Source organism: Sulfitobacter sp. M368 (genome assembly GCF_025141875.1).
Classification (GTDB): Bacteria; Pseudomonadota; Alphaproteobacteria; order Rhodobacterales; family Rhodobacteraceae; genus Sulfitobacter; species Sulfitobacter mediterraneus_A.
The window spans coordinates 2,289,631-2,316,558 of sequence record NZ_CP081113.1; the positions used below are offsets into that span (position 1 = coordinate 2,289,631).

The following is a 26,928-nucleotide window of genomic DNA, read 5'->3' on the forward strand; positions in this document are numbered from 1 at the left end:
GTCCCTTGGCCACCGGATCGGATCACATGCCCAAGGCTTCTTTGTACATTTCCAGAACCGCCTCTTCTTCGGCGATGTCGTCCTTGTCGCGTTTGCGCAGAGCGATGACCTTGCGCATGACCTTGGTGTCATAGCCGCGCGCCTTGGCCTCGGCCATGACTTCTTTTTGTTGCTCGGCCAGGTCTTTCTTTTCCGCATCCAGACGCTCGATCCGTTCCACAAACTGGCGCAGCTCGTTGGCTGTCACACGGTATGTCGCATCGCCTGCGGTTTCGATCACGTCTGGGTTGGTGCCTGTATCGCTCATCTGACGGTCCTCTTGATTGGCTTTCAGACTGACTACCTTCGGGGCGGCGCCCCCGCAAGCGGGACTTGCCCCAAGCGGGGGATTGTCGTAGCAGCCTGCCATGGAAACCGACACATTTACCGTTTTTGATTGGATCATCTGGTCTGGTGCCGCGCTGTCCCTGCTGGGGCTCGTTGGGCTGGTCTGGTGCATTCTCAAGGTCACCCGTGCCAAACGTGCACAACTGGATGATGAGGCGATGCGCGCCGTGCTGCAATCTGCACTGCCGCTGAACCTTGGGGCGCTGTTCTTGTCGGTCATTGGCCTGATGATGGTTGTGGTCGGGATCTTCATGGGCTGAGGCGGGCCTTGCCTCCTGCCCTGCGACCCATTGCACCGACCTGCAATGACGGCTGGACAGGAACCCGCTCTGCGCTTAAATCATCCTATGGATATTCGCCAAATCACCCCCCGCTATTTTGTCAGCCCGCAGATTGACCCGTCCGATATGGACGCCCTGCGCGACGCTGGCATCACTCGCATCCTGTGCAATCGCCCTGACGCCGAAGTGCCGCCAAGCCACAGCGCTGATGCGATCCGCGCCGCGGCTGAGGCTGCTGGGATCGCCTTTGCGGTTCAGCCGCTGACCCATCAGACCATGGTGCCCGATGTGATTGCCAAGAACCGGGCGCTGGGTCTGGATACAGGCGATGTGGTTTTGGCCTATTGCGCCTCTGGCACCCGCTCGACCATTGCATGGGCGCTGGGGCAAGCCGGCACGCTGCCCGCAGATGAGATCGTCGCAGCCGCCGCGGCGGGCGGTTATGATCTGAGCAACATCCGCCCCGCGCTGGATCAACCTTTCGTTTGATCCCTCTGGATTGAAGCTACCCCGCCTCTTGTTCGGCGGGGGGATCTTCGAAGCCCGGCAGGTCTGACATGTCCGGCAAATCAGGTAGTTCCGGCAGATCGGGCAAATCCGGCAGGTCAGGAAGATCTGGCAGGTCTGGCAACTCGGGCATGTCATCCTCCATTTCAGGCGGCTCCGCTCCGTCATAATCTGCACCCGGCATCTCCATCATTGCAGCGGCCGGAGACAAGCCAACTGCCGCGCGGGCATCCCCGTCCGGTTCCGTCTGCTTTTGACCCTGCCCGGTCTGTGTGACCCGGAGCGCCCGCATCCCGTTGACGCGCCCCAATGTGCCAAGGCCAAGTGCTTTGCCGCCCATGGTCAGCACGCGGGCCTGATCAAAGGCACATCGGCCCAGATCAATCTGATCCCCCACCTTGAGTGCCCCAAGCCGGCGCAGCGGCATCCGAAACCGGGTGAGCGCGATATTGAGATCAACGTGCAACGCCAAAACCGTTTCGGTCAGCTTTTTGGGAACCCGTTTGTCGGGTGCGACGCTGTCATCTTTGACGTCCTCCGGCGGGATCGGGTCTTGGGCCACCTCGCTGTGCGGCAAGCAAAGGGTCAATGTCCCCTGCCGAGTGCCGCCATCGATATCCACCGTGATTTCGATGATTTCATAATCCTGTGCCGTCAGCGCCATCAACAGCAGCCGCGGCGTAGCCGTCCGCGCACCAAAGGTATAGCCGCGGATCAGGTCGCGGTCGGCCTCCGTTTCAGGCAGGCCAGCCGCACGGAGGATCAGCGCGTCAATGAAAGGCGCACACATCGCGGCATCGGTTTCGGTCGTGGTCCGCACGTCGCCCTCTGCGGCGGGCAAGACCTTTCCCATGGTCTGTTGTTGCAGCAAGGCGCCGACCAGCGCCTGATCGACCACAACGCCGCCCCTTTGCCGCTGGGGCCCATCCATCAGCAGCAGCAGCGCATCCGCCGGAAACAGCTCACCCAAGGTGTCCGCGCTGCGGGTTTCGCGGCGCAGGCCAATCACTGCCATCGCCATATCGAACAGATCATCCGCCACCTTGGCCAAAGTCAGGCGCAGCGCCTTGGCCAGAGTCATTGCACGGGCCTGATGCGTCGCGCGGCCCGAATGGGCTTTGCGATGCAGGACACCTGCAGGCGGTGTTGTCTCCTCGGTTATGGCTGATTGTTCTTGGTCTTGACCCATTGCCTCCGCCCGCGGTTGGGATTGCTGGGTCCAGCCATAGCGGAAGATTGGTTACTATGGCCTTTATGCGGGCTGGCTGAGTTCCGATTGATCTGTCTGGACCGGGGCAAGCGCCGATGCCGGCAAGAAAACCCGGAACGCGGCCCCTTCATAGGATGTCAGATAGCTGATTTCGCCGTCCAGCCTGTGCATGATCTCGCGGCAGATCGCCAAGCCCAACCCTGCACCATCTCCTTCGGCGCCAGTTGCGCGATAGAACTTTTCGAAGATGACAGCCTGCGCATCGGCGGGGATGCCCTCACCATTGTCGACAAAATCAACCGTGATCCCGTCGCTGCGCCGCCCCACCAGAATGGTCAATGCGGGCGCGTCGGCGCGGCAGTACTTCTTGGCATTGGTGATAAGATTGATGAATACCTGCACCAACCGGTCCAGATCGGTGCGGATGATGATCTTTTCCTGCACCCCTGCGCGGGTCACGCTGATGGGGTTTTCGCTGCCGGTCAGGGCCGTGGTCACCGCCCGGTCCAGCACATCTTGCAATGCACCTTCGCCAATGTGCAGATTGCCCTGCCCGTTTTCGAGCACGGACAGATCCAGCAGATCGTCAAGCAGCCGGGTCAGGCGAATGGTCTCCGAATGGATGATCGAAGCATAGCGGGTCTTGTCCGCCTCGCTGAGCTTGGCCGCGTCCCGCAGGATTTCAGAGAACGACCTGATCGAGGTCATAGGCGTGCGCAACTCATGGCTGATCTGGCTGAGGAAACTGTCCTTTTGCAGCGACAATTGGGTCAGCTTTTCATTGGCGTGGCGCAATTCTTCGGCGGTTTCGGACAGCTCTCTCGATTTGGCCTCAAGCTGGCTGGAGTATTCCAGCATCTGGGCGGATTCGTCCGCCACCGCCAGCAAATCCTGCACCGACACTGACGTGCCGCCAACGATCTGCCCCACCATCGCATGGGCCGTGGCCGCACCAACCGAACCTGCCAGCTCGCGCTCCAACTCCTGCACAAAGGCCGGTGTGGGTTCCGGCAGGTTGCCCGGCCGTCCCTGTGCCTTGGCCTCTTGCCGGAAAAATGCCTGTGCCTCGGCCGCCCCCAGGATCCGCTGGGCCATGATCATCAAGTCTTCACTGCCCGCCACCGAGGCCGTCCAGCCCCGCGCCGATCCGCCGTGGTCCAGCACATTGACAAACTGTGCGCCCTGCAATCGTTCAATCGGATCAGGAAAGGTAAAAAGCGAGACCACAAAGAACATCAAAGTGTTCAGGCTCAGGCTCCAGACAACGGCATGTACCGTGGGGTCCAGCCCCTCAACCCCAAAAAGCGCTTGCGGGCGCAGCCACGCGGCCCCCATCAAGCCTTGCTCAAAGGTGCTTTGTGACAGGGCCACATCCATGCCAAAGCTGGGCAAGAGCATGGTGAAGACCCACAGGACAAAGCCGATACCCAACCCGCAGAGCGCGCCCAACCGCGTCGCGCCGCGCCAGAACATGCCGCCCAAAAGCGCGGGCAGGAACTGCGCCACACCGCCAAAGGAGATCGTGCCAATGGCCGCCAAGGCGCCGCTGCCACCACTCACGCGGTAATAGGAGAAGCCAAGCGCGATGATCAGCAGGATCGAGAGCCGCCGCGCAAGGATCACCACGCTGCGCACATCACCCGATTGGGTGGCCCCGCCGCGCCGCAGGTTAAGCCAGATCGGCATGACGATATGGTTGCTGACCATGGTGCTGAGCGCCAGCGTGGCCACGATCACCATGGAGGTGGCAGAGGAAAAACCGCCCAGAAAAGACAGCATCGCCAACCCGTTCTGACCCTGGCTGAGCGGCAGGCTGAGCACAAAGAGATCAGGGTTTGATCCCGCAGGCAGCAAATCAAGGCCCACGACCGCAATTGGCACCACAAACAGGCTCATCAACATCAAATACAGCGGGAAGGCCCAGGAGGCGATTTGCAGATGCCGGTCGTCGTTGTTTTCCACCACCATGACCTGAAACATGCGCGGCAGACACAGGAACGCCGCCGCAGAGACGAACATCAACGCCGCCCAACGGCTGCCCTGCACTTCCCAATCACCAATGGCGGAGGCGTCGATACGCTCAAGCGTGTCGCCCACGCCGCCTGCCAGCCCCCAGACCACAAAGACCCCAACCGCGATCAATGCGACCAGTTTCACCACCGCTTCCACTGCGATCGCGATCACCACACCATGGTGGCGTTCGTTTACATTGAGATTGCGCGTGCCAAACAGAACGGTAAACAGCGCCAGCCCCGTTGCCACCCAGAAGGCCGCCTGCGCCCTGTTGAACGGCGCACCCTCGGCCCCGGCAAGGCCCGCATCCGGTGTCGCAAAAATTGCCAGAGACAGGATAACCGACTGTAATTGCAGGGCAATATAGGGCGTCACGCCGATGACCGCCATCACGGTCACAACAATGGCAAGGGTGTTCGACTTGCCATAGCGCGACGAGATCAGATCTGCGATGGACGTCACACGCTGGCTGCGCCCGATGCGCACCAAACGGCGCAGCACCCACCACCAGCCAATCATCACGATAGACGGGCCGAGGTAAATCGTCAGATACTCCAGCCCCGACCGCGCGGCATAACCCACCGCTCCGTAAAACGTCCATGCGGTGCAATAGATCGACAGCGACAGCGTATAAACCACCGGTGAGCGCAGCAGCCATCCCCCGCGCCCCCGCAATGCGGCGCGTTCCGCGAGAAAGGCGATGGCAAAAAGTCCGACAACATAGGTCAGGCACACCAGCACCAATTCGTTGAGAGAAACCATCAGGGCGTCCTGTCCGAGCTGCCCTGTGCCGTGTCTACCTCCGCTTCGCCGCGGGTGTAGCGCCACAGCGCCCAAGCCATGACCACCAAGGCCAGCCAGACACCAAAGAGATATCGCAGGGCCACGCTCATCGGCATCGGATCGGCATCACCCGCCTCTGGCAAAGGCCAAAGCAGGGGCACCATCCACAGGCACAGGCCAATCAACGGAAGAAACCGCAGCGCGTCCATCATCCGCCGCATTCGATAGCTGCGCCGTTCCAGAAACATGCGCCGCTGCGGCATCGCTCAGGCCCCTTTCATTGTGCGGTCAGTTCGCGCACCGCATCCAGCATCTCGGCATTGGAAAACGGTTTGGTCATGAACCGGCTTACGCCTGCTTTTTCCGCCATCTCGCGGTCGCGGCTTTGGCCGCGTGCGGTCAACATAAGCACCGGAAGCGCATCAAAGGCCGGATCCGCCCGCAAATCATGCAGGATTTCAAACCCGCTTTTGCCGGGCAGCATTACATCGAGCATCACAAGATCCGGCCCGGTGTTTCGGATCACGTCCACTGCGTTTGATCCGTTCGCCAGGGTTTCGACCCGCCAGCCCTCATTCGACAGCAAAAAGCGGATTGCCTCTGCAATGTTTGTTTCGTCCTCAACCAACACGACATGTTTGCTCACGCGCGGTCCTCCTCCCCCAAGGTGGCAGGGCGGCTCTGTCTGATGCAGCTGGCGCCATGCCGACCCTGAGCATGCAACGGTTTGAGCGGGCTGTCAAAAGCCCAAAGGCCGCAGTCAGACGCCGCTGCTGAGAATTGACGGCTCTCGGCGGGCGGCGCAGCTCTCTTGCGGGCAAACCCTGCAGGTCGATCCCATCGACCGCCCCTGCCCCGCGCCGGCGGATGCGGGCAGCAAGACCATCACCGCCTGCACAAGTGGCAACGCATTGTAGGACGGCGCCGATTGGGTTTCGGATGTGGCAAAACATTCAAATTTGGCTTGGGCGCGGCCCAGTTGCATGACGGTTTCCGAAATCACCATGCCCGTTTGCGCCAATGCGCCAAACAGCGGCCAAAGCGGACAACAGGCCCCGTGGCGCGGCACGGTGAAGCCTTCGACCGATTTGCGGAAAATCACCGTGCCAGAGCGGTCGCAGACCACAAGCCCCGCGCCCAGCTCCGGCAAGGCGGCCAAACGGCGCAGAACAACCACGACAGGTTTGTGCAGGTTCCGCGCCAGCGTCAGCGGGTCTGTTCCTGCGGTTTCGATCTCCTTGCGCAGGTCTTTGAGTGACAAAGCCGCTGCATCACGTGCCCATTGTTGCAAGACCCCTCGTGCAATGTATTTGGCGGCCTGCGACCTGAGCATCTCGGCGGTCTCTACAATCTCGGCAATAGTGGCCTCGGTCGCGGAACCGGTTTCCAGACTGCCAAAGCTGAAATCATGTTCTGACAGAAACGCTTCGACCTCCTCTTGCGGCGAGCTGGCAGCATCGGCGGCGTCCGCTTCGGCATCAAGATAAGACACCAGGGCCTGCGCACTGTCAGAAAGGCGGTGGCTGTCTTCATTGATATTGGCGTGAAACCGTTCGCGCCATTCCGGCTGAAGGGTCTTGGTTTCCGCAAGGATCGCAGCGGTGGACCGGATCGCGGCAGCGGTGGAGAGAAGCTCGTGCATGGACGCCGCCAGATGCGGATCATGGGCGAGCCTGTCGGTCAAAGCCTCGACTGTCTGTTCAAGGGAGGCCACCCGCCGCCGCGTTCCGGCCAGCACATCGGCCCAACCGGGGAAACGCCCGGCGAATTCGTCGGCTCGGCTGGCCTCTGGTCCGGTCAAACCCGCCTCGTCCGCAGCCTCGCGCAGGGCGGCGATCAGGGCAGCCTCCGCCCCTTCGGTCAGGGTTTGCGGCTCGACCCCCAGAACCGCCGCGATATTGAGGAGCAGCTTGCCGCCGATTCTGCGGCGGTTGTGTTCGATGAGATTAAGGTAGCTGGCCGAGATACCGATATCGCGGGCCAGATCCGCCTGTTTGAGCCCGGCCATCACGCGGCGTTCGCGGATGCGGCTGCCGGTCAGCCCCTCACGTGCCATTGCCGTGGCTCCGGTCAATATCCCGCGTTTTCAATGGGTTTCTGCGCTGCAATATCATTTTCTTTACACCTTCGAAAATGTTCCTGCGAAGATATTTACAAATTTAATGTGTTTATCAAGGGGGTTATTGATTGGTTTTCATATAGCAGGCGATAGTCAATTTGCACATTTGTGCCGTGTGAAGGTGCGCGGGAGACGCGCCTTTGCTGTTTCATAATTCGGGAGGAATTCATGTCATTTTCCAATCTGACACGTCGTGGTCTGATCAAAACCAGCGCAGCAGCTGGTGCCGGTCTTGCACTGCCGACGTATCTGCGTGCCGACGGGCACTCTGGCTTTACCAACGCCCCCACAGGCAGCACCGTAACCCTGGGCTTTAACGTGCCCCAGACCGGCCCCTATGCCGAAGAAGGTCTGGACGAGTTGCGCGCCCAGGAACTTGCTGTTCAGCACCTCAACGGTGAAGGCGACGGCGGTATGATGAACACTTTCAGCTCCAAAGCGCTGAAAGGGAACGGTATTCTCGGCAAGAAGGTCGAGTTTGTAACAGGCGACACGCAGACAAAGTCTGACGCGGCGCGTGCCTCTGCCAAGGCGATGATCGAAAAAGACGGCGCAATCATGATCAACGGTGGTTCGTCCTCCGGTGTGGCTGTTGCTGTTCAAGGCCTGTGCCAAGAGGCCGGCGTTATCTTCATGGCGGGTCTGACCCACTCAAACGACACAACAGGTAAAGACAAGAAAGCCAACGGTTTCCGTCACTTCTTTAACGGTTACATGTCTGCCGCTGCACTCGCGCCAGTGCTTAAGAACGCATATGGCTCTGACCGCCGCGCGTATCACCTGACGGCTGACTATACATGGGGCTGGACACAGCAGGAATCGATCGCAGCCGCGACCGAGGCCATGGGCTGGGAAACTGTGAACAACGTGCTGACGCCGCTCGCGTCCACCGACTTCTCGTCCTACATCGCGCCTGTGCTGAACTCCGGTGCGGACGTTCTTGTTCTGAACCACTACGGCGGCAACATGGTGAACTCGCTGACCAACGCGATCCAGTTCGACCTGCTGAACAAAGAAGTGAACGGCAAGAAGTTCGAGATCGTTGTTCCGCTTTATTCCGAGCTGATGGCCGCTGGTGCGGGCAAAAACGTGCAAGGCGTGATCGGCTCCATGAACTGGAACTGGCAGCTGCAGGATGAAGGCTCCAAAGCCTTCGTGAAATCCTTCGGTGAAAAGTATGGCCGTCCGCCATCCAACTCCGCGCACACCTGCTATGTTCAGACGCTGCTCTATGCGGATGCCTGCGAACGTGCCGGCACTTTCAACCCATGCGGCGTTGTCGAAGCTCTGGAAGACTTTGAGTTCGACGGTCTGGGCAACGGTCCGGTTCTGTACCGCGGCGAAGACCACCAGTGCTTCAAAGACGTGTTGGTCATGAAGGGCAAAGAGAACCCGTCCAACGAATACGACACACTGGAAATCGTTGAAGTGACACCGCGTGCTCAGGTTGAGTATGCGCCAGATCACCCAATGTTTGCCGGTGGCGAGCTGGGCAAGTGTAACCCAGGCGCATAAGCCGACCCAATCCAACGACTACAGGGCGCATTCCGTTTGATGCGCCCTGTCCCATACCATTACGCCGGGCGCGACCTGCCTGCGTAATGACGCATTGCAAGAGGTGGGGACCATGGACGCAATCATTCTTCAATTTCTGAACGGCCTGGATAAGGGATCCGCCTATGCGTTGATCGCTCTGGGCCTTACGTTGATTTTCGGCACGCTGGGGGTGGTGAACTTCGCCCATGGTGCGATTTTCATGATTGGTGCGTTCTGCTCCGTTACCCTCCAGCGTATTCTGACGCTCAGCTCGGAAACGCTGTCGGAAACCGAGAAGGACTTTCTCGGCAATCCGCTCAAGATCAAAACCCCCTATGTCGAAAGCTGGTTTGGCCCCGAGGTGGGCGCCTCCATCATCGACTGGGCGGTGCCGCTGGCGATCCTGCTGGCGATACCGGTAATGCTGTTTGTCGGCTTTGTCATGGAACGGGGCCTGATCAAACACTTCTACAAACGTCCCCACGCTGATCAGATCCTCGTGACCTTTGGCCTTGCCATCGTGCTGCAGGAGGTCATCAAGTATTTCTACGGCGCCAACCCGATCCCGACCCCCGCGCCTTCTGCCTTTGTTGGCAGCTTTGACTTTGGCCCCCTGCTGGGTCTCGACAGCTCGCTCGCTTATCCCTACTGGCGTTTGGTCTACTTTGGCTTTTCTGCGCTGATCATCGGTGCTGTCTTTGCCTTCTTGCAGTTCACAACCTTTGGCATGGTGGTGCGCGCAGGCATGGCTGACCGGGAAACTGTGGGCCTTCTGGGCATCGACATTGACCGCCGGTTCACCATCATGTTCGGCATCGCGGCGGCGGTCGCGGGATTGGCAGGTGTGATGTACGCGCCGATCAACTCGCCCAATTACCACATGGGTATGGATTTTCTCGTCCTGAGCTTCGTGGTTGTGGTCGTCGGCGGCATGGGCTCCCTGCCCGGCGCGGTTCTGGCTGGCTTTATGCTGGGTATCCTCGAGAGCCTCGCCTCCATGAACGAAATCAAAAACATTCTGCCCGGTATCGACCAGATCATCATCTACGTGGTTGCTATCATCATCTTGCTGACACGTCCGCGGGGCCTGATGGGCCGCAAAGGCGTGATGGAGGAATAAACAATGCTCGGACTCAAAAAACACGACACCCAGTTGTTGATCATTGTGATCTGCCTGGCGCTGTTCGCCCCTTTCCTCCTCAACCCATTTCCTGCCGGCTCTGCCATGGCGCAGTTTAATGCAGGCTATCCGGACCTGATGCAGCGGTTTGCGATCTTTGGTATCTTTGCCATCGGTTTTAACCTGCTGTTTGGTCTGACCGGTTATCTCAGCTTTGGCCATGCGGCCTTTCTGGGGATCGGATCCTACTCGGCGGTCTGGATGTTCAAGCTGCTGGGCTACAACATCATTCCCGGCATGATCCTGTCGGTCATTGTTTCGGCCTTCTTTGCCCTGCTGATCGGCTATATCTCGTTGCGCCGCTCAGGGATCTACTTCTCGATCCTGACACTGGCCTTTGCACAGATGTTGTTTGCGATTGCCTATTCGGATCTGATCGGCCGCTTTGTCGGCACGCCGATCACCAATGGCGAAACGGGCCTGCAGGTCTATACCTCCGATCCGCAGTTTTTCCACAGCGCCGCGAAACCGGACATTCCGCACCTCTTTGGCCAAAAGATGCAGTCGACCTATACATTGGATGTCGGTGCATGGAGCTTTGACTTCAACTTTGGCTACTATTTCTGTGCGCTGGTGCTGATCTGCATGTTCTATCTGGCGATCCGTATCTTCCGCTCACCCTTCGGGCTGATGCTGCGGGCGGTGAAATCGAACCAGCAGCGGATGAACTACACCGGTCTGAACACCAAGCCCTATACTCTGGCGGTCTTTGTGATCTCTGGCATGTATGCCGGCCTTGCGGGCGGTCTGATGGCCTCCATGGATCCGCTGTCGGGCGCGGAGCGGATGCAATGGACCGCCTCGGGCGAAGTGGTTCTGATGACGATCCTCGGCGGCGCAGGCACCTTGATCGGTCCGGTTCTGGGCGCGGGTTTCATCAAGTACTTTGAGAACATCTTTGCCAAGATCAACGACAACGTGTTGCACAGCTGGTTCTCCTTCCTGCCCGATGGAATCGAGGATTTCATGGTCACCATCGTCCACCCCTTCGTGGGCAAGGGCTGGCACCTGACCCTTGGCCTGCTGTTCATGATGGTTGTGATCTTCCTGCCTGGCGGCCTTGTGCAGGGCGCTGAGAAAATCGGGGCCACCTTCCGCCGCAAGGACGCAAAATCCGCCGACGCTGAGGCGAAAGCCGCCAAACAGCGCAACCCCGCAGCTGAATAAGGAACGAAACAATGGCAATTCTAGAAGTCAAGAATGTCGGCAAACGGTTTGGCGGGTTGCAAGCGCTGGGGGATGTGAACCTCAACGTGGAAGAAAACACCGTGCATGCAATCATCGGACCGAACGGCGCGGGCAAGTCCACCTTGCTGAACTGTTTGGTCGGCAAATTGATCCCTGACACTGGATCGGTGATGTTTGACGGGCAATCGGTTCTGGGCCGCAAACCCTTTGAGATCAACCAGATGGGCATCAGCCGTGTGTTCCAGACACCCGAGATCTTTGGCGATCTGACGGTGATGGAAAACATGTTGATCCCCTGCTTTGCCAAACGCGATGGCGCGTTCCGGATGCATGCACTGGAAACCATCGCCAATGAGCAGGAGATCGTTGCCAAGGCCGAAGAAATGCTGGTCGATATGAACATGATCGACAAACGCGAGATGCACGCCGCCTCCATGTCACGCGGTGACAAGCGGCGCTTGGAAATTGCGATGTGTCTGGCGCAGGATCCACGTTTGCTGTTGCTGGATGAGCCAACGGCGGGCATGGCGCGCGCGGATACCAACAACACCATTGATCTGCTCAAACGGATCAAGGAAGAGCGCGACATCACCATCGCCATCATCGAACACGACATGCATGTGGTGTTCTCACTGGCCGAACGGATCACCGTTCTGGCACAGGGCACGCCGCTGGTGGAAGACACACCTGACAAGATCAAGGGTCATCCCAAGGTGCGCGAAGCCTACCTTGGCGAAACCCAAGCGGCATAAGGATCAGAAAAATGAACACCGCAACACTGAACCGCAACGCCAATCACGCCGCCACCGCACCCGCCTTTCTGTCGGTCTGGGATCTGCATGCCTACTACGGCGAAAGCTATATCGTGCAAGGCGTGACCTTTAACGTCCATGAGGGTGAAATCCTTGCCCTGCTGGGCCGCAACGGCGCGGGCAAGACCTCCACTCTGCGGGCCATCGCCCGTCTGAGCGAACCCGAGGTGCAGCATGGCGAGATCTGGCTGGACCACCAACCCCTGCACAAGATGGCCAGCCATCAGGCCTCTGCCGCCGGTCTTGCATTGGTGCCCGAAGACCGCCGGATCATCCCCGGCCTGACGGTTGAGGAAAACCTCAAACTGGCCCAGATCGCGCCACCGGTGGGTTGGTCACTGGATCGTCTGTATGATCTCTTCCCCCGCCTCGGCGAGCGCAAAAACCAGGAGGGCGTCACACTTTCAGGCGGCGAACAGCAGATGTTGGCCATCGCCCGCGCCCTGGCCCGGGACATCAAAGTGCTATTGCTGGATGAACCCTATGAAGGTCTCGCGCCGGTGATTGTGGACGAGATTGAAAAGACACTGGGCCTGATCAAGGAACAGGGGATCACCACGATCTTGGTTGAGCAAAACGCGGTGCGCGCCCTGAAACTGGCCGACCGGGCGGTGATCCTTGACACCGGCGGGATCGTTTTTGACGGCACAGCCGAAGAGGTTCTGAACAACGCAGAGCTTCGGGCGGAGTACCTCGCGATCTGATCTTGGCTTTGGCTGAGGCATGAAATTACCCCCAACTAAGCAGCAGGTCCGCCTGCTGCTTTTTTTGTTGGCCTGCGGATCACTGGCTGCATGCCATCAGCCCTCCAACAGCTTGCGCAACTCGGTCTTGAGCACTTTGCCATAGTTGTTTTTGGGCAGCTCCGTCAGGTGGTGATAGCGTTTGGGCCGTTTGAACCGCGCAATCTCGTTCAGGCACAGCGCATCCAGCGCCGCGGCATCGGCATCCCCGACGACAAAGGCAATCACCTCTTCGCCCCATTCTGCATGGGGTTGTCCGACAACGGCCGCTTCGCTGATCATTGGATGGGTCAGCAAGACCTCCTCTACCTCGCGTGGATAGACGTTTGACCCGCCGGTGATGATGACGTCTTTGCTGCGGTCCTGCAGGGTCAGGTAGCCTTGATCGTCCAGAAACCCCATGTCACCGGTCATCAGCCAGCCGTCTTTCAGGGCTTTGGCGCTGCCCTCGGGGTTTTGCCAATAGCCGGGCATGACTGTTGCGCCGCGCACCATGATCTCACCTTGTGATCCGCTGGGCAATGGTTGCCCGCCTGCATCCCCAATGCGAATCTCGACTGCCGATTGCGCCCGTCCAACGGAGGCCAGCCGCTTTTGCCAGTCAGCGCGGCTGCGGTCTGCCACATCGGCGCGGGACAGGGCGGTGATCCCCATAGGGCATTCTCCTTGCCCGTAGATCTGCACAAAGACCGGACCAAACTGGTCTACAGCCTCAATAATATCGGCATTGTACATCGGGCCGCCCGCATAGACGACGGTGCGCAGCCCCTGCCCGCGCAGGCCTGCGCCCTTGGCGTAATCGGTCATGCGTTTGACCATCGTGGGCGCAGCGAACATGTGAACCGATCCGAAATGCGCGGCCAGATCAAGGATTTCCGCCGGATCAAACCCGCCAGACGCCGGGCAGATATGCGCTGCCCCCTTGGCCACATGCATCAGGGCATAAAGCCCTGCACCATGGCTCATCGGGGCGGCATAAAGCGTTGCGTCCTCCGCGCGCACTGGATCGACGTCCGCCTCATAGCACAGCGCCATCGACATCAGCATGCCATGGGTGATGATCACGCCCTTAGGCTTGCCCGTGGTGCCGGAGGTATAGAACAGCCATGCCAGATCATCCGCTGTGCGATCCACCGGGTTCAGCATGGGCGGGGCGGCCATGGCGGCCTCGAAATCCTCCTCGGTAATGGTCACAACCTGCGCTGCGCTGTCCGCCTCCCTCAGACCCTGCGACAACTCCGGGCTGGCAAATACCAACTTGGCACCGGCATCCTCAATGATGAACGCCGCCTCACGGCCGTGCAGCTTGGCATTTATGGGCACCGCCGCCGCGCCGCAGCGCCAGATGCCATAAAGAACCACCAGATAATCTGGCACATTCTTCATAAAGACCGCGACCCGGTCCCCCGGCGCAACGCCCTGCGTGATCAGCCAAGCGGCCAGCGCACCGGCGCGGGCGTTCAGTCCCGCATAGTCACAAATCTGGTCCCGCCCCTCAAATACAGCGGGCCAATCCGGCATGGCCGCAGCGGTGCGGATCAACCAATGGTCGAGATTCATGAAAACGTCCCCTTTGAATCCCACCATGCCAAGCCTTTATTGAGGCTGCAACTGGCGGCTTTCCATGGGGAGGCCCATGGCATATAAGCGAAAAAACGTCACGGCACTTTCGGTGCCTGCACAAAAGAAGTGTTGAGGAAAAAAATGACTAAGAACACCCATGACGCTGATGTGGCCTTTATCAAGGCCTTGGCCGAGCTGCTGAACGAAAATGACCTGACCGAACTGCAGGTCAAACGCGATTACGCCGAGGATGACAGCCTCAATGTGCGGGTCAGCCGCAAGCCACCCCAACAGATCGTGGCACCGCAACAGATGCAGGCTGCAGCACCGATGGCCGCTGCGCCCGCCGCTGCGGCCCCGACTGCCGCCGCTTCCGCAGAAGAACCTGCAGATCCGGCCAGCCATCCGGGCGCCGTGACCTCCCCCATGGTCGGGACCGTTTATATGCAGGGTGAACCGGGCGCACCGGCGTTTATCACCGTTGGCGCAAGTGTCTCTGAAGGAGATACGCTTTTGATCGTTGAGGCGATGAAAACGATGAACCACATTCCAGCCCCCAAAGCGGGCACAATCAAGCGCATTCTGGTGGGCGATGGCGATGCCGTCGAATTTGGTGCGCCGCTTGTGATCATCGAATAAGGGCGCCCAGATGTTCAACAAGATCCTCGTTGCCAACCGCGGAGAGATCGCCCTGCGCGTGATCCGTGCGGCCCGCGAAATGGGCATTCAATCGGTTGCGGTGCATTCCACCGCCGACAGTGACGCGATGCATGTGCGGATGGCGGACGAATCTGTCTGCATCGGTCCGCCTTCATCCAGCCAATCCTACCTGTCCATTCCCGCGATCATCGCCGCCTGTGAGATCACCGGCGCCGAGGCGATCCACCCCGGCTATGGCTTTCTGTCCGAGAACGCCGGATTTGTGCAGATCATCGAAGACCATGACCTGACATTTATCGGCCCCACGGCGGAGCATATCCGCGTCATGGGTGACAAGATCACTGCCAAGGACACGATGAAAAAACTGGGCGTGCCTTGTGTGCCCGGATCAGAGGGCGGCGTGGCCAACCTCGAAGAAGCGAAAAAACTGGGCGAAGAGATCGGGTATCCGGTTATCATCAAAGCCACGGCAGGCGGCGGCGGCAAGGGCATGAAAGTGGCCGAAACCGCAGCGGACATGGAAAAAGCCTTCCAGACCGCGCGGGCCGAGGGCAAGTCGAACTTCGGCAATGACGAAGTGTATATCGAAAAATACCTGACCACACCGCGCCACATCGAAATTCAGGTGTTTGGTGATGGCAAAGGCAAAGCCGTGCATCTGGGGGAACGCGATTGTTCCTTGCAGCGCCGCCACCAGAAGGTCTTTGAAGAGGCACCCGGCCCCGCCATTTCCGCCGAAGAACGCGCGCGGATCGGCAAGGTTTGCGCCGATGCCATGGCTGACATCAACTATATCGGCGCGGGCACCATCGAGTTTCTTTATGAAAACGGCGAGTTTTATTTCATCGAGATGAACACCCGTTTGCAGGTCGAACACCCTGTGACCGAGGCGATCTTTGGTGTTGATCTGGTGCGCGAGCAAATCCGCGTGGCCAGCGGCATGGATATGTCCTTTGGCCAGGATGATCTGACCATCAATGGCCATGCCATCGAAGTGCGCATCAACGCAGAAAAACTGCCTGATTTCCGCCCCTGCCCCGGACGCATCACCCAATATCACGCCCCCGGCGGTCTGGGTGTGCGGATGGATTCGGCGCTTTATGATGGCTATTCGATCCCGCCCTATTACGACAGCCTGATCGGCAAGCTGATCGTGCATGGCCGTGACCGGCCCGAGGCACTGGCGCGTCTTGGACGTGCCTTGGGCGAGCTGATCGTCGATGGTGTTGATACCACGGTGCCGCTTTTCCATGCGCTGTTGCAGGAAGAGGACATCCAGTCCGGCGGGTACAACATTCACTGGCTGGAACACTGGCTGGAAACCAATCTCGGCGATGCCTGATCTGCAATGTCCGAGCTGACGCCGGAACTGCTGCTGCATGGCTATTCCATCGGGATTTTTCCGATGGCCGAACACCGCGACGACCCGGAGATTTTCTGGGTCGATCCGCGGCGGCGCGGGGTGATGCCGCTGAACGGGTTTCATCTGTCCCGGTCACTGGCAAAGGCGATGCGTCGCTCGCCGTTTCGCGCCAGCGTGGATGAAGATTTTGCCGGAGTGGTTGAGGGCTGCGCAGATCGTGCAGATACTTGGATCAACGATGAAATCTTTGGCCTTTACAACGCGCTACATCTCAAACGTCACGCCCATTCCATTGAGATATGGGAAGATCAGACGCTTGTGGGCGGGGTTTACGGCGTCACATTGGGCGGCGCCTTCTTCGGCGAATCCATGTTTTCGCGGCGCACCAATGCATCAAAAATGGCGCTGGCTGTGTTGGTGGATCGGTTGCGGCAGGCTGGCTTTGTGCTTTTTGATGCGCAATTTTTGACCGATCATCTGGCGTCACTTGGTGCGCAAGAGATCACCCGCGCGGAGTATCACGCCCGCCTTGATCGCGCCAAAGAGGTGAAAGCCCGCTTTGATGCGCCGCCGGTGGCCAGTCTCTATGAGGTTGTGCAGCGGATGACCCAAACGTCGTAACGGGCATGTTCCAGCGCCGAAAGCGCAGGCGCGGAGGCAATCATCCAGCCGGAAAAAAGCGTCCCGGCCTTGCCCGCTTCGGAGATTTCCAAGGCGGCATAAGCATTGCCGGACGGGTTGCCCGCCGGATAGCGGCAGTCGGCCATCACGATCTGCAAATTGCCGAACCGCACGGCGTTGCCAACGCCGATTTCAATATCTGTGGTCTGGCCCGATACCTTGTCGAGCGCCCGCAGGACACCGCCAGAGGCACTTGTCACCTCTTGGGCGGCCAAAGGCGCCGCCAGACAGGTCAATACTGCTAGGTATTTCAACATTTTAGCCACCTCACCGCATCGCGCCGGAAACGCAAATACCGGTTACTCTGGGCTCCATGCTTCGTAATCGCCCCGGTCTGCGGGTTTCTGGCGCCGGATCGACCCTGCAGGTGCATAGGCCATCTCGGTGCCAGACAGGTTTTCAACATGGGGCTTTTCCCATGGCTTGTGCACCAATGGGCGGTCACTGGGCGTTTCATTCCAGGTGTGGTGCAGCCAGCCATGCCAATCGGGGCTGACGCGGCTTGCCTCCATGTCACCGTTGTAGATCACCCAGCGTTTGCTGTCGTCATGGTTGCGGTAGTAAATATTGCCCTGATCATCCTCGCCCACTTTGGTGCCTTTGCGCCAAGTGAAAAGCTGTGTGTTCAAGGTCTGGCCATCCCACCAAGTGAGAGCCCGGAAAATTGTGTTGAGAATGCCCATGACGGTCTCCGCTCTTGTTGTTCGGGTTATGCACCATGGCCGCGGCGGCGTCCAGTAACCTATGGTGTTGCAGCAAAGACTCCTGCCATGAAACTTGGTCAATTTGCCGGTTAAATCCCTTTGGATCGCGCAAACATTCGCCGTATTGTTTCCAAAACGGAGATAATACCGATGGCAGGCACCCCTTCGAAACCGCTGCATGTGGCGGAATGTCATGGCGTGAAAGTGCCCGACAGCCCGATGATGACCCCCACCCGCGCTGAGCGGATCAATGCAGCGCGTTACGAGGGGCAGGAAATTGCCGGTGCATTGGATGTGATCCGCCCCGGCGACAACGTTCTTGAGATGGGTGCGGGGATTGGTCTGGTTGGGGCGATTGCCGCGAAAAATGGCAAACCTTCCAAGGTGTTATCCTTTGAGGCAAATCCGGGGTTGATCGAACATATCAACGCGCTTTATCGGCTGAACAAGCTGGAACAAGTGATCGAGGTGCGCAACGAGGTCCTGATCTCTGCGCCGGATGCGCCTCAGACGATGGCTTTTCACATCCGCAATTCCTATCTCGGCTCCTCTCTCATCGACAGTGACAAACGTTCCACCACCCGCGTCGATGTGCCGACAGCGGACTACGCCCGTGTGCATGCCGAATTTGCCCCTGATGTGCTGCTGATGGACATCGAAGGTGGCGAGCTTGATTTTCTGCGCCACGCCGATCTGAGCGGCATTCGTGCGGTTGTCATCGAATTTCATCCCGAGGCCTATGGCAAGGACGGCATGCGCGAATGCAAAAGCATCCTGCGGCAAGCCGGATTTGCGCAGGTGCCGGAACATTGCACGCGCCATGTCTGGACCTGCATTTATGATGAAGAGCTCAGCCCGCCCAAGCCGGATCGCGGCTGGACCCGCGAGATGCGCGAGGTGCCGCAAGCGATTGTGGTGCCCCCTGCGGAGCAGGATTTTGTACAGGAGGCTGGCGTTCTGCATGAGGATGGCCGCTATTGCCCCACGGGCGCCTTGTGGCGCAACGGGCGGGCGCTGACGGTTGAACCGCCGATGCCGAAGGGTGATCTACCGCTGCGCAAGGGGCGCTGGCTTTGGGGCGGCGTCCTGTGGATGCATTTCGGGCATTTTCTGGTGGAAAGCACCAGCCGCCTTTGGGCCCTGCCCGCGTTGAAGGGTGAGATCGATGGTATCCTGTTCGTCCCCAAACGCCCGCGCAATGGCAGTGAAGTGGCTGATTTTCAGAAGGTATTCATTGATCTGATGGGCTGCGATGTGCCGGTTGTCTGCGCTGACAAACCAGAACAGGTGGAACAGCTTGTGATCCCCGGTCAGGGCTTTGGCCTTGGCACGATGATCGAAGGCACCCAGAACTACCAAGACGCGATCCAAGGGCATTTTGCCAAAGATATCGCTGCGGACGGGCCGGAGAAGCTTTATATCAGCCGCAGCGCCCTGCCCTCGGGTCGCGGTAATCTGCTGGGAGAAAAGCAGCTAGAGACCTATCTGGAGGCTGAGGGTTACACGATCTACCACCCGGAAAAACATGATCTCACAAGCCAGATCGCAACATACAAAGCCGCCCGCAAGGTGATCGCCGCCGAAGGGTCGGCGCTGCATCTGCTGGCCATGGTCGCCGATCCGGCAGCGGAGGTTGCGATGGTGGTGCGCCGCCCCTCCGGCGCCACGCGGCAGTTGGAGCGGCATTTGACCGCGTTCCTCGGCAAGCCCCCCGTGACGGTGACACAACTGGCCCGATCATGGAAACCTGTCGGCCCGGCCAAGCCGCGCCTGTGGATGGGAGAACTGAACATGCCCGCTGTTCAGGACGAGCTGACTGCGGCAGGTTTCATCGGTCAGACCGCCAAGAAATGGCCCTCTCTGAAGCCGGCAGAGGTCAGCAAGGAGCTGGGCAAAGGATTTGAGGAGGTCGCCTGAGACGGCGATTTGATCAATCCGGCAAAAGCGCCGTCACCTCAATCTCGATCCGGTATTTCGGGTCGATCAGCCCGCATTCGATCATCGTGGCCACCGGTGGGTTGGCGCCAAATGTCTCGGCGAGGATCGGCCAGCAAGGTTCGAATTCATGGCGGTCCGGCAGCATGTAAGTGACGCGGATCACATCGGCAAAGCTGCAGCCCGCCTCGGTGAGCGCCGCTTTGATCACCTGCAAGGCATGGCGGCATTGTGCCACCACATCATCACCCTGCCCGACGGTGCCCGCCACATGCACAAAGCCACCTGCGACAACGGCACGGCAATAGCCGACCTTTGGTTCAAATTCGCCGCCTGAGTGAATGCGTTTGATGGTCATGGAAATTCCTCACGTTCAATTAAAAAAGGGCGGACCCATAGGCCCGCCCTCAAATCGTTAGCCGCTGATCACGGATCAGCCCGCCGTCGCCGGCTCTTTCTCGGCTTCCTTGCCATGGATCATCAGCGGCGCAGCGTCCGAATTCACGGCCTCCTCGTTCACGACCACTTCGGACACGGAATCAAGGCCCGGCAATTCGAACATTGTATCCAGCAGAATGTCTTCGAGAATGGAGCGCAGGCCCCGCGCACCGGTTTTGCGTTCGATGGCACGTTTGGCGATGGCCGACAGCGCATCTTCGGTGAAGGTCAGCTGCGTGTCTTCCAGCTCAAACAGGCGCTGGTATTGTTTGACCAATGCGTTCTTGGGTTGGGTCAGGATGGTGACAAGCGCGTCCTCATCGAGATCTTCCAAAGTCGCCAGCACCGGCAAACGGCCGACGAATTCAGGGATCAACCCGAATTTCAGCAGGTCTTCCGGTTCCAGCTCGGTGAAAATCTCGCCGATGCCGCGGTCATCATTGTCGCGCACATCCGCGCCAAAACCCATGGCAGAGCCCTTGCCGCGCGCCGCGATGATCCGGTCCAGACCGGCGAATGCGCCGCCACAGATGAACAGGATGTTCGTGGTGTCCACTTGCAGGAATTCCTGCTGCGGATGCTTGCGCCCGCCCTGCGGCGGAACGGAGGCCACGGTGCCTTCCATCAGTTTCAGCAAGGCCTGCTGCACGCCCTCGCCCGACACGTCGCGGGTGATGGAGGGGTTTTCGGACTTGCGGGTGATCTTGTCGACCTCGTCAATATAGACAATGCCGCGCTGCGCACGTTCAACGTTGTATTCAGAAGCCTGCAACAGCTTGAGAATGATGTTCTCAACGTCCTCACCCACGTAACCGGCTTCGGTCAATGTGGTGGCATCGGCCATGGTGAAGGGCACATCCAAAATCCGTGCCAGCGTTTGCGCCAGCAAGGTTTTGCCACAGCCGGTGGGGCCAATAAGCAGGATGTTGGATTTCGCCAACTCAATATCGCCGCCCTTTTGGGCATGGTTGAGGCGCTTGTAATGGTTGTGCACCGCGACCGACAGCACACGTTTTGCTGTCGCCTGTCCGATCACGTAATCATCCAACACTTCGCAGATGTCTTTGGGGGTTGGCACACCATCGGTTGCCTTGAGGCCCGATGCTTTGGTTTCCTCCCGGATGATGTCCATGCAGAGCTCAACGCATTCATCGCAGATGAAAACGGTTGGCCCCGCAATCAGCTTGCGCACCTCGTGCTGGCTCTTGCCGCAAAAACTGCAATAGAGGGTGTTTTTGCTGTCGCCGCCGGAATTATTCGCCATCTCAACCCTTTCAGGTCTTTCGTGTTTATTTGCCCCTGCGTTGGGGACTGCGTGGTTGGCCCTGATCCTAGGCCAGAGGCACCGGCGCTACAATCGCAAAATCGCAGCGCCGGATGGTTCAGGTGTTACTTGTCATCCTTGCCCTTTGTGGGGGCGTCCGGATCGTCTGCCTTGCCGCGGCTTTCGACAATCTCGTCGATCAGGCCCCAGTCTTTGGCGTCTTCCGGTGACATGAAGTTATCCCGCTCAAGCGCCTCTTCGACTTTCTTGAGGGTCTGGCCCGTATGCTTGACGTAGATCTCGTTCAGGCGGGTTTTCAGTTTCTGGGTTTCCTGCGCATGGATCATGATATCCGTCGCCTGCCCCTGATAGCCGCCAGAGGGTTGGTGCACCATCACACGGCTGTTGGGCAGTGAGAACCGCATGCCTTTCTCGCCCGCCGTCAGCAGCAGCGAACCCATCGAGGCCGCTTGCCCGATGACCAGCGTGCTGACCTTGGGTTTGATGTATTGCATGGTGTCGTAGATCGACAGGCCCGAGGTCACAACGCCGCCGGGGCTGTTGATATACATGGAAATTTCCTTCGACGGGTTTTCCGCCTCCAGGTGCAAAAGCTGCGCCACGATCAACGAAGACATGCCGTCATGCACCGGGCCGGACAAAAAGATGATCCGTTCCTTCAGCAGACGCGAGAAAATGTCATAGGCGCGTTCGCCGCGGCTGGTTTGCTCCACCACCATGGGGACCAGCGTGTTCATGTATGTTTCGTATGGATCTGTCATTGATGCCTGCCTGTTAAGATGTCCGCAGGACCATACCCGCAAAACCGTTACCCAGAGATTAGTCTCGCCCCTTGGGGGGTTCAAGGGGGGCTCTGCCCGCCACGTCCAATTGGCGGGGCTGCGCGGCCTTGCAACTGGCGCTGTGCGGGGGTCAAATGTCGCGGGCGGGCTGCCATCGGCTGCTTGGAGGCGAATTTTGCAGCGGTAACAAAACTGACATCTGAGCTACATAAATCCATTACACAAACGGGCCACTAGGGGCGCAACGCAACCCGCAGCCATAGGAAAAGCCATGACGCGCAAAGACATCCTGAATGACCCCAGCATCGGCAACAAGGCCGAAGCCTTTGAGGCCTTTGATGATATCCCGACAAATCCCAATCTGAGCCACACCATCGGCGATGTGATCAACGCCCGCTATGGCCGCCGCGATGTTCTGCGCGGGATGCTTGGGGTGTCGGCCACCACTGCGCTTTTCGGCAGCTCGGCCTTGATGGCCCCGAACGAGGCCTCCGCAGCCGAGGCGCAGAGCCGCTACAAATTCGAAGAGCTGACGGCAGGCAATGACGAGACCCACCATGTCGCCGAAGGCTATGACGCGCAGGTGTTGCTGCGTTGGGGTGATCCGGTGCTTGCGAATGCGCCCGAATTTGACGTGATGAACCAGACCGCCGAGGCCCAGCTCCAGCAGTTTGGCTACAACAACGATTACGTCGGCTTTGTGCCGCTGAACGAGGCTGGAACACGCGGCCTGCTGTGTGTGAACCACGAATACACCAACGAAGAAGTGATGTTCCCCGGTCTGGGCCGTCAGGACAAAGCCGGGTTCGAAGGGATGACGCCCGAATTGATCGACATCGAGATGGCTGCCCATGGTGGCACCGTGGTCGAGATTGCGCAGGATGATGCAGGCCAATGGTCCGTGGTGCAGGACGGCAAGATGAATCGCCGGGTGACACCGTTGAACACCGCAATGACCCTGTCTGGCCCTGCGGCGGGTCACAAGCGCATGAAAACAAACGATGATCCTGCTGGTATGAACGTGATCGGCACGATCAACAATTGCGCTGGAGGCATGACGCCATGGGGCACATGGTTGATGGCCGAGGAAAACTTTCACGGCTATTTCTGGACCGATGTTCTGGATGCGGATGGCAAGCCGGACCTGAGCGCGCATGACGATGCTGCGCAGAAGAAACGCTACGGCGTGCCGGGCCGCTGGTATGCCTGGGGCAAGTTCCACGACCGCTACAACATCGACAAGGAACCCAATATGCCGAATAAATTCGGCTGGGTGGTCGAAGTGGACCCGATGGACCCGACCTCAACCCCCGTCAAACACACCGCTTTGGGCCGTTTCCGCCATGAAGGCGCGGAAACCACTGTCAGCACCGAAGGCAAGCTGGTTGTCTATATGGGCGACGATAACCGCTTTGACTATCAGTACAAATATGTCTCCAACGGCTCTGTCTCCGAGGACCGCGCGGCCAATGCCAAACTGTTAAGCGATGGCACGCTTTACGTGGCCCGCTTTGACGAGGATGGCAGTGTCACATGGATGCCGCTGGTGCATGGTATGGGGCCGCTCACGGCTGAAAACGGGTTTAACGATCAAGGTGATGTGCTGATTGATACGCGCCTCGCTGCGGATCTCTTGGGCGCGACACCGATGGACCGCCCCGAAGACGCGCAGCCGCGCGGCGACGGCACGGCCTACATCATGTTGACAAACAACAACAAACGCAAGGAAACCAACGCTGCCAACCCACGCAGCAAAAGCGACTTTGGCCATATCATCGAGATCAAGGAAGACGGCGGTGATCACGCGGCAACCCGTGGCACCTGGTCTATCCTTGTGAAATGTGGCGATCCGTCGGTTTCCGAGGTTGGCGCACAGTGGAACCCCGAGACCTCTGAAAACGGCTGGTTCGGATCGCCCGACAATTGCGCCATGGATGCCGATGGCCGCCTTTGGGTATCGACCGATCAGGGCAGCAAATGGGGCAAGACCGGTAAATCCGACGGGCTGTATGCGGTGGAAACCGAAGGCACGGCGCGCGGCACGTCCAAGCTGTTCTTCCGCTGCCCGGTGGGCGGCGAAATGTGCGGCCCCTACTTCACCGATGATGGCGAGACATTGTTCCTTGCCGTGCAGCACCCCGGCACCGATGGCACCAAAGACCTCAAGGGGTTTGAACGGGCCTCAACCTTTGAAGATCCCGCGACCCGCTGGCCGGACTTTGACCCCAAGATGCCACCGCGCCCCTCCGTGGTGGTGGTTACAAAAAAGGGCGGCGGAAAAATCGCAGTTTGAATTCAAACCAAGACATTTCAGAAGCCTATGCCCCGCCGTTTTGGCGGGGCTTTTCTTTTTTCCAAAACTCCCAATTGGCCGCTCAAAACAAGAGAAAATGCAAATAAAAACACCACCATTTGACCTAACTGCGCCCGCCTCTTTCCGCATTTCAGACACAAATTCCGGTGACCCCATTGCAAGGCTTTCCGGCCGGTCCTGATTGCTGGCTGGTCTCTCAACATGGGGTTTGCGCGATGACCGCCTATATATCCGAGCTCGACACGCAGGGCGGTATTGGCAATGAGTTTGTCGAGATCGCCGTACCAATCGGTACCGACATGTCCGGCTTCACGCTTTATATCTACGACGAATTCGGCAGTGTCCTCAGTGGCCCTTACGGGATGGGTTCCCTTCAGGCGACCATCGGCAATCAGGACGTTTACGTTCTGGACAATGCCTCTGTCGGACTGCCTGGCATTCGCAGCGAGGACGGTGTGGCATTGGTGGATGACACCGGAACCTTGGTTCAGTTCATCTCTTTCGAAGGCCGGGTTGTGAATGCAACCAATGGTCCGGCAGCCGGCCAGTCGAGCACGGATATCGGCACGCCCCCCGCGACCGGCAGCTTGCAGTCGGACGATGGCGGAGCGTCCTATTATGCGCAAGCCAATCCGAATGCAGGCACCGTGCCATGTTACGCCCCCGGAACCCTGATTGACACGCCGTCCGGGCAATGCCCTGTCGAAGACCTGCGCGCCGGGGACCATGTGATCACGGCCGACAATGGTGCGCAACAGATCCAATGGGTGCGCTGCAGCGGCCAGACCCTTTTGTCTCTCGCGGAAGGCAGGTTACCGGTTCTCATTCAGACCGGGTCCTTGGGCCCGAACCTGCCAGAGCGGGATTTGGTGGTCTCACCTCAACACCGCATCCTCGTTGGCGCCAACGGACAACTGATGGAGATTTTTGAACGGCCCGCATTGGTCCCCGCCAAAGCGTTGACCGGTCTGGCGGGCATTCGGTACATGACAGGCAGATCGCAGATCACATGGGTGCATTTTGCCTGCCGGCGCCATGAGGTTGTCCGCGCCAACGGCTGTTATGCAGAGAGCCTGCTGCTTGGGCAGATGGTGATCAGCGGGATGACACAGGCGGAGCGTCGCAGGGTCAAAGCCCTATTTGGCGCGGCACCACATCAAGGTGCGGCGCTGAACGGACCGACCGCGCGGGTGTGTCTGAAGATGCAAGACGCGAAAGTGCAGGTCCAACAAAGCCTGACCGGAGGCCTGAAAGTCAGCCACAAGGATCAGAGAAATCGGCCAATGGCACCGGCGGCAAAAACTGCCGCCAGTGTGGGGCTTGAAAGGCGTTACTCTGCCAAACATTCCCGCATGTCTGCGGCAAGTTGATTCAACGTTTCCAGATAATGAGAGCGGCCCAGCGGCACATCTGCACCCAAGGGATCGAGCGTGCCGATTTTTACGGGCATACCTTCAGTTACAGTAACCAGCAAAGCTTGGTTCAACTGCGGCTCTGCAAAGGCACAGACCACGCCCTCTGACTGCACATGCTCACGCAATTGAGCGACACGCGCCGCGCCGGGGCTGGCGGCCTCTGTGTCATGAACCGAGGCCACGGCATGCAGTTCATATCGCGCTTCGACGTATTGGAACGCATCATGGAGCACGACAAAGGGGCGGTTTTGAAGAGGGGCAAATGTCTCCTGCGCTTCGGCCTCATGCGCCAGCAGGCTTTGCATCAGGGAGAGTGCGTTTTTTTGATAGAGTGCGGCATTGTCCGGATCCATCTTTGACAATTGGTCGGAAATCGCCACCGCCCAAGCCGCGCCATTCAGCGGGTCAAGCCAGGCATGCGGATCGACGCCACCCGTGTGGTGGTCGTCGTGGTCGTCATGATCGGCGTGTTTACTGTCGTCTGCATGATCATCATGGGCTTCATGACCATCGTGTTCCTCGTGGTCTTTGTGCTCATCATGATCGGCGTGGTCATCGTGATCTTTATGCTCATCATGATCGGCGTGGTCATCATGATCGTCATGATGATCTTCGGAACCATGGTCATGGTGGTGGTCCTCAAATCCAACACCTTCGCGCACTGGCAAGACCCGCGTGCCCTCCACATCCATCAGGCTCATTTGCACGGCATCACTCGCAAGGCTTTCCAGCGGATCCGCCAACCACGGTGTCAGACCGGGGCCAACCCAGATCACCAGGTCCGCTGCGGCCAGATTGCGCGCTTCTGAGGGGCGCATGGCATAACCATGGGGGGAGGCACCGGGCGCAATTATCAAATCGGGCGCCCCTGCCCCGTCCATGACTGCCGCGACGAGGCTGTGCACCGGCGCAATATCTGTCGCCACACGCGGCACTTCGGCAAAGGAGGTCGTGGCAAGCAATGAAAACAAAAGGCTGAGGCGGCGCATGGTGGTCTCCGGTAATGTTATAATATCACGCTTGCTACCG

At 59.1% G+C, this 26,928-nt stretch carries 26 protein-coding genes; 13 read left to right on the forward strand and 13 right to left on the reverse strand.

The annotated features are described in order from the left end of the window. Positions 1-22: 22 nt before the first annotated feature. On the reverse strand, positions 23-307 hold the full coding sequence (locus K3754_RS11495) for a DUF2312 domain-containing protein (RefSeq protein WP_025048364.1): 285 nt from the start codon (positions 305-307) through the stop codon (positions 23-25). A 100-nt stretch (positions 308-407) separates the two neighbouring features. On the opposite strand from K3754_RS11495, the gene K3754_RS11500 reads away from it, so the two are divergent. Together K3754_RS11500 and K3754_RS11505 are read left to right on the forward strand one after the other, a co-directional pair. Beyond that, on the forward strand, positions 408-647 hold the full coding sequence (locus K3754_RS11500; RefSeq protein WP_203210939.1) for a hypothetical protein: 240 nt from the start codon (positions 408-410) through the stop codon (positions 645-647). Between the two features lie 87 nt (positions 648-734). Further along, complete coding sequence (locus K3754_RS11505; RefSeq protein ID WP_259937393.1) at positions 735-1,157, forward strand: TIGR01244 family sulfur transferase; 423 nt, start codon at positions 735-737, stop codon at positions 1,155-1,157. Positions 1,158-1,173: 16 nt separating this feature from the next. Here K3754_RS11505 and K3754_RS11510 read toward each other — a convergent pair whose 3' ends face one another. The 5 genes from K3754_RS11510 to K3754_RS11530 form a co-directional block, all read right to left on the reverse strand. Beyond that, positions 1,174-2,364: a FliM/FliN family flagellar motor C-terminal domain-containing protein gene (locus tag K3754_RS11510; protein ID WP_259937395.1), complete on the reverse strand. Its 1,191-nt coding sequence runs from the start codon at positions 2,362-2,364 to the stop codon at positions 1,174-1,176. A 63-nt stretch (positions 2,365-2,427) separates the two neighbouring features. After that, complete coding sequence (locus tag K3754_RS11515) at positions 2,428-5,160, reverse strand: sensor histidine kinase (protein ID WP_259937396.1); 2,733 nt, start codon at positions 5,158-5,160, stop codon at positions 2,428-2,430. Further along, positions 5,160-5,444 carry a hypothetical protein gene (locus K3754_RS11520; protein WP_203210935.1) on the reverse strand — a complete coding sequence of 95 codons (285 nt, stop codon included), beginning with the start codon at positions 5,442-5,444 and terminating at the stop codon, positions 5,160-5,162. The genes K3754_RS11515 and K3754_RS11520 overlap by 1 nt, the downstream gene beginning before the upstream one ends. Before the next feature lie 14 nt (positions 5,445-5,458). Beyond that, the gene (locus K3754_RS11525; RefSeq protein ID WP_259937398.1) at positions 5,459-5,827 is read right to left on the reverse strand and encodes a response regulator transcription factor; all 369 of its coding nucleotides are present in this window, start codon (positions 5,825-5,827) and stop codon (positions 5,459-5,461) included. A 114-nt stretch (positions 5,828-5,941) separates the two neighbouring features. Then, positions 5,942-7,237 (reverse strand): helix-turn-helix domain-containing protein, encoded by a 1,296-nt coding sequence (locus tag K3754_RS11530; protein WP_259943336.1) that lies wholly within the window; start codon positions 7,235-7,237, stop codon positions 5,942-5,944. Between the two features lie 231 nt (positions 7,238-7,468). Between K3754_RS11530 and K3754_RS11535 the strand changes: the two genes are divergently transcribed. From K3754_RS11535 to K3754_RS11555, 5 genes are all read left to right on the forward strand, one after another. Next, positions 7,469-8,815, forward strand: a complete 1,347-nt coding sequence (locus tag K3754_RS11535; protein ID WP_203210932.1) for a substrate-binding protein — start codon at positions 7,469-7,471, stop codon at positions 8,813-8,815. 112 nt (positions 8,816-8,927) lie between these two features. Continuing rightward, on the forward strand, positions 8,928-9,956 hold the full coding sequence (locus tag K3754_RS11540; protein WP_025048373.1) for a branched-chain amino acid ABC transporter permease: 1,029 nt from the start codon (positions 8,928-8,930) through the stop codon (positions 9,954-9,956). A 3-nt stretch (positions 9,957-9,959) separates the two neighbouring features. Further along, a complete protein-coding gene (locus tag K3754_RS11545) occupies positions 9,960-11,183 on the forward strand; it encodes a branched-chain amino acid ABC transporter permease (protein WP_203210930.1) in 1,224 nt (407 codons plus the stop codon). 11 nt (positions 11,184-11,194) lie between these two features. Beyond that, positions 11,195-11,956 carry an ABC transporter ATP-binding protein gene (locus K3754_RS11550; RefSeq protein ID WP_203210929.1) on the forward strand — a complete coding sequence of 254 codons (762 nt, stop codon included), beginning with the start codon at positions 11,195-11,197 and terminating at the stop codon, positions 11,954-11,956. Between the two features lie 11 nt (positions 11,957-11,967). Continuing rightward, on the forward strand, positions 11,968-12,720 hold the full coding sequence (locus K3754_RS11555; protein ID WP_203210928.1) for an ABC transporter ATP-binding protein: 753 nt from the start codon (positions 11,968-11,970) through the stop codon (positions 12,718-12,720). A 96-nt stretch (positions 12,721-12,816) separates the two neighbouring features. On the opposite strand, the gene K3754_RS11560 is transcribed toward K3754_RS11555, so the two are convergent. Further along, positions 12,817-14,319 (reverse strand): class I adenylate-forming enzyme family protein, encoded by a 1,503-nt coding sequence (locus K3754_RS11560; protein WP_259937401.1) that lies wholly within the window; start codon positions 14,317-14,319, stop codon positions 12,817-12,819. A 144-nt stretch (positions 14,320-14,463) separates the two neighbouring features. Between K3754_RS11560 and accB the strand changes: the two genes are divergently transcribed. Genes accB through aat form a run of 3 tightly spaced genes read left to right on the forward strand, consistent with a single transcriptional unit; the run spans position 14,464 to position 16,966 of the window. Next, positions 14,464-14,961, forward strand: a complete 498-nt coding sequence (gene accB, locus K3754_RS11565) for an acetyl-CoA carboxylase biotin carboxyl carrier protein (protein ID WP_203210926.1) — start codon at positions 14,464-14,466, stop codon at positions 14,959-14,961. 10 nt (positions 14,962-14,971) lie between these two features. Continuing rightward, positions 14,972-16,324 carry an acetyl-CoA carboxylase biotin carboxylase subunit gene (gene accC, locus K3754_RS11570; RefSeq protein WP_203210925.1) on the forward strand — a complete coding sequence of 451 codons (1,353 nt, stop codon included), beginning with the start codon at positions 14,972-14,974 and terminating at the stop codon, positions 16,322-16,324. 6 nt (positions 16,325-16,330) lie between these two features. Next, complete coding sequence (gene aat, locus K3754_RS11575; protein WP_259937404.1) at positions 16,331-16,966, forward strand: leucyl/phenylalanyl-tRNA--protein transferase; 636 nt, start codon at positions 16,331-16,333, stop codon at positions 16,964-16,966. Here aat and K3754_RS11580 read toward each other — a convergent pair. Then, complete coding sequence (locus K3754_RS11580) at positions 16,930-17,283, reverse strand: DUF2155 domain-containing protein (protein ID WP_259937407.1); 354 nt, start codon at positions 17,281-17,283, stop codon at positions 16,930-16,932. The two genes, aat and K3754_RS11580, sit on opposite strands and share 37 nt — an antisense overlap. A 42-nt stretch (positions 17,284-17,325) precedes the next feature. After that, positions 17,326-17,709: an NADH:ubiquinone oxidoreductase subunit NDUFA12 gene (locus tag K3754_RS11585; protein WP_203210922.1), complete on the reverse strand. Its 384-nt coding sequence runs from the start codon at positions 17,707-17,709 to the stop codon at positions 17,326-17,328. A gap of 171 nt (positions 17,710-17,880) precedes the next feature. Here K3754_RS11585 and K3754_RS11590 point away from each other — a divergent pair, with 171 nt between their 5' ends. Further along, complete coding sequence (locus K3754_RS11590) at positions 17,881-19,647, forward strand: FkbM family methyltransferase (RefSeq protein WP_259937409.1); 1,767 nt, start codon at positions 17,881-17,883, stop codon at positions 19,645-19,647. 13 nt (positions 19,648-19,660) lie between these two features. On the opposite strand, the gene K3754_RS11595 is transcribed toward K3754_RS11590, so the two are convergent. From K3754_RS11595 to K3754_RS11605, 3 genes are all read right to left on the reverse strand, one after another. Further along, positions 19,661-20,023, reverse strand: a complete 363-nt coding sequence (locus tag K3754_RS11595) for a RidA family protein (RefSeq protein WP_259937410.1) — start codon at positions 20,021-20,023, stop codon at positions 19,661-19,663. A gap of 75 nt (positions 20,024-20,098) precedes the next feature. Continuing rightward, positions 20,099-21,367: an ATP-dependent Clp protease ATP-binding subunit ClpX gene (gene clpX, locus K3754_RS11600; RefSeq protein ID WP_203210919.1), complete on the reverse strand. Its 1,269-nt coding sequence runs from the start codon at positions 21,365-21,367 to the stop codon at positions 20,099-20,101. A gap of 125 nt (positions 21,368-21,492) precedes the next feature. Next, positions 21,493-22,149 (reverse strand): ATP-dependent Clp protease proteolytic subunit, encoded by a 657-nt coding sequence (locus K3754_RS11605; RefSeq protein WP_203210918.1) that lies wholly within the window; start codon positions 22,147-22,149, stop codon positions 21,493-21,495. Positions 22,150-22,441: 292 nt separating this feature from the next. On the opposite strand from K3754_RS11605, the gene K3754_RS11610 reads away from it, so the two are divergent. Both K3754_RS11610 and K3754_RS11615 read left to right on the forward strand, forming a co-directional pair. Beyond that, positions 22,442-24,463 carry a PhoX family phosphatase gene (locus K3754_RS11610; RefSeq protein ID WP_259937411.1) on the forward strand — a complete coding sequence of 674 codons (2,022 nt, stop codon included), beginning with the start codon at positions 22,442-22,444 and terminating at the stop codon, positions 24,461-24,463. A 236-nt stretch (positions 24,464-24,699) separates the two neighbouring features. Beyond that, positions 24,700-25,854 carry a Hint domain-containing protein gene (locus K3754_RS11615; protein WP_259937413.1) on the forward strand — a complete coding sequence of 385 codons (1,155 nt, stop codon included), beginning with the start codon at positions 24,700-24,702 and terminating at the stop codon, positions 25,852-25,854. Here K3754_RS11615 and K3754_RS11620 read toward each other — a convergent pair. Further along, complete coding sequence (locus K3754_RS11620) at positions 25,815-26,888, reverse strand: zinc ABC transporter substrate-binding protein (RefSeq protein ID WP_259937414.1); 1,074 nt, start codon at positions 26,886-26,888, stop codon at positions 25,815-25,817. The genes K3754_RS11615 and K3754_RS11620 overlap by 40 nt on opposite strands. Between the last annotated feature and the right edge of the window lie 40 nt (positions 26,889-26,928).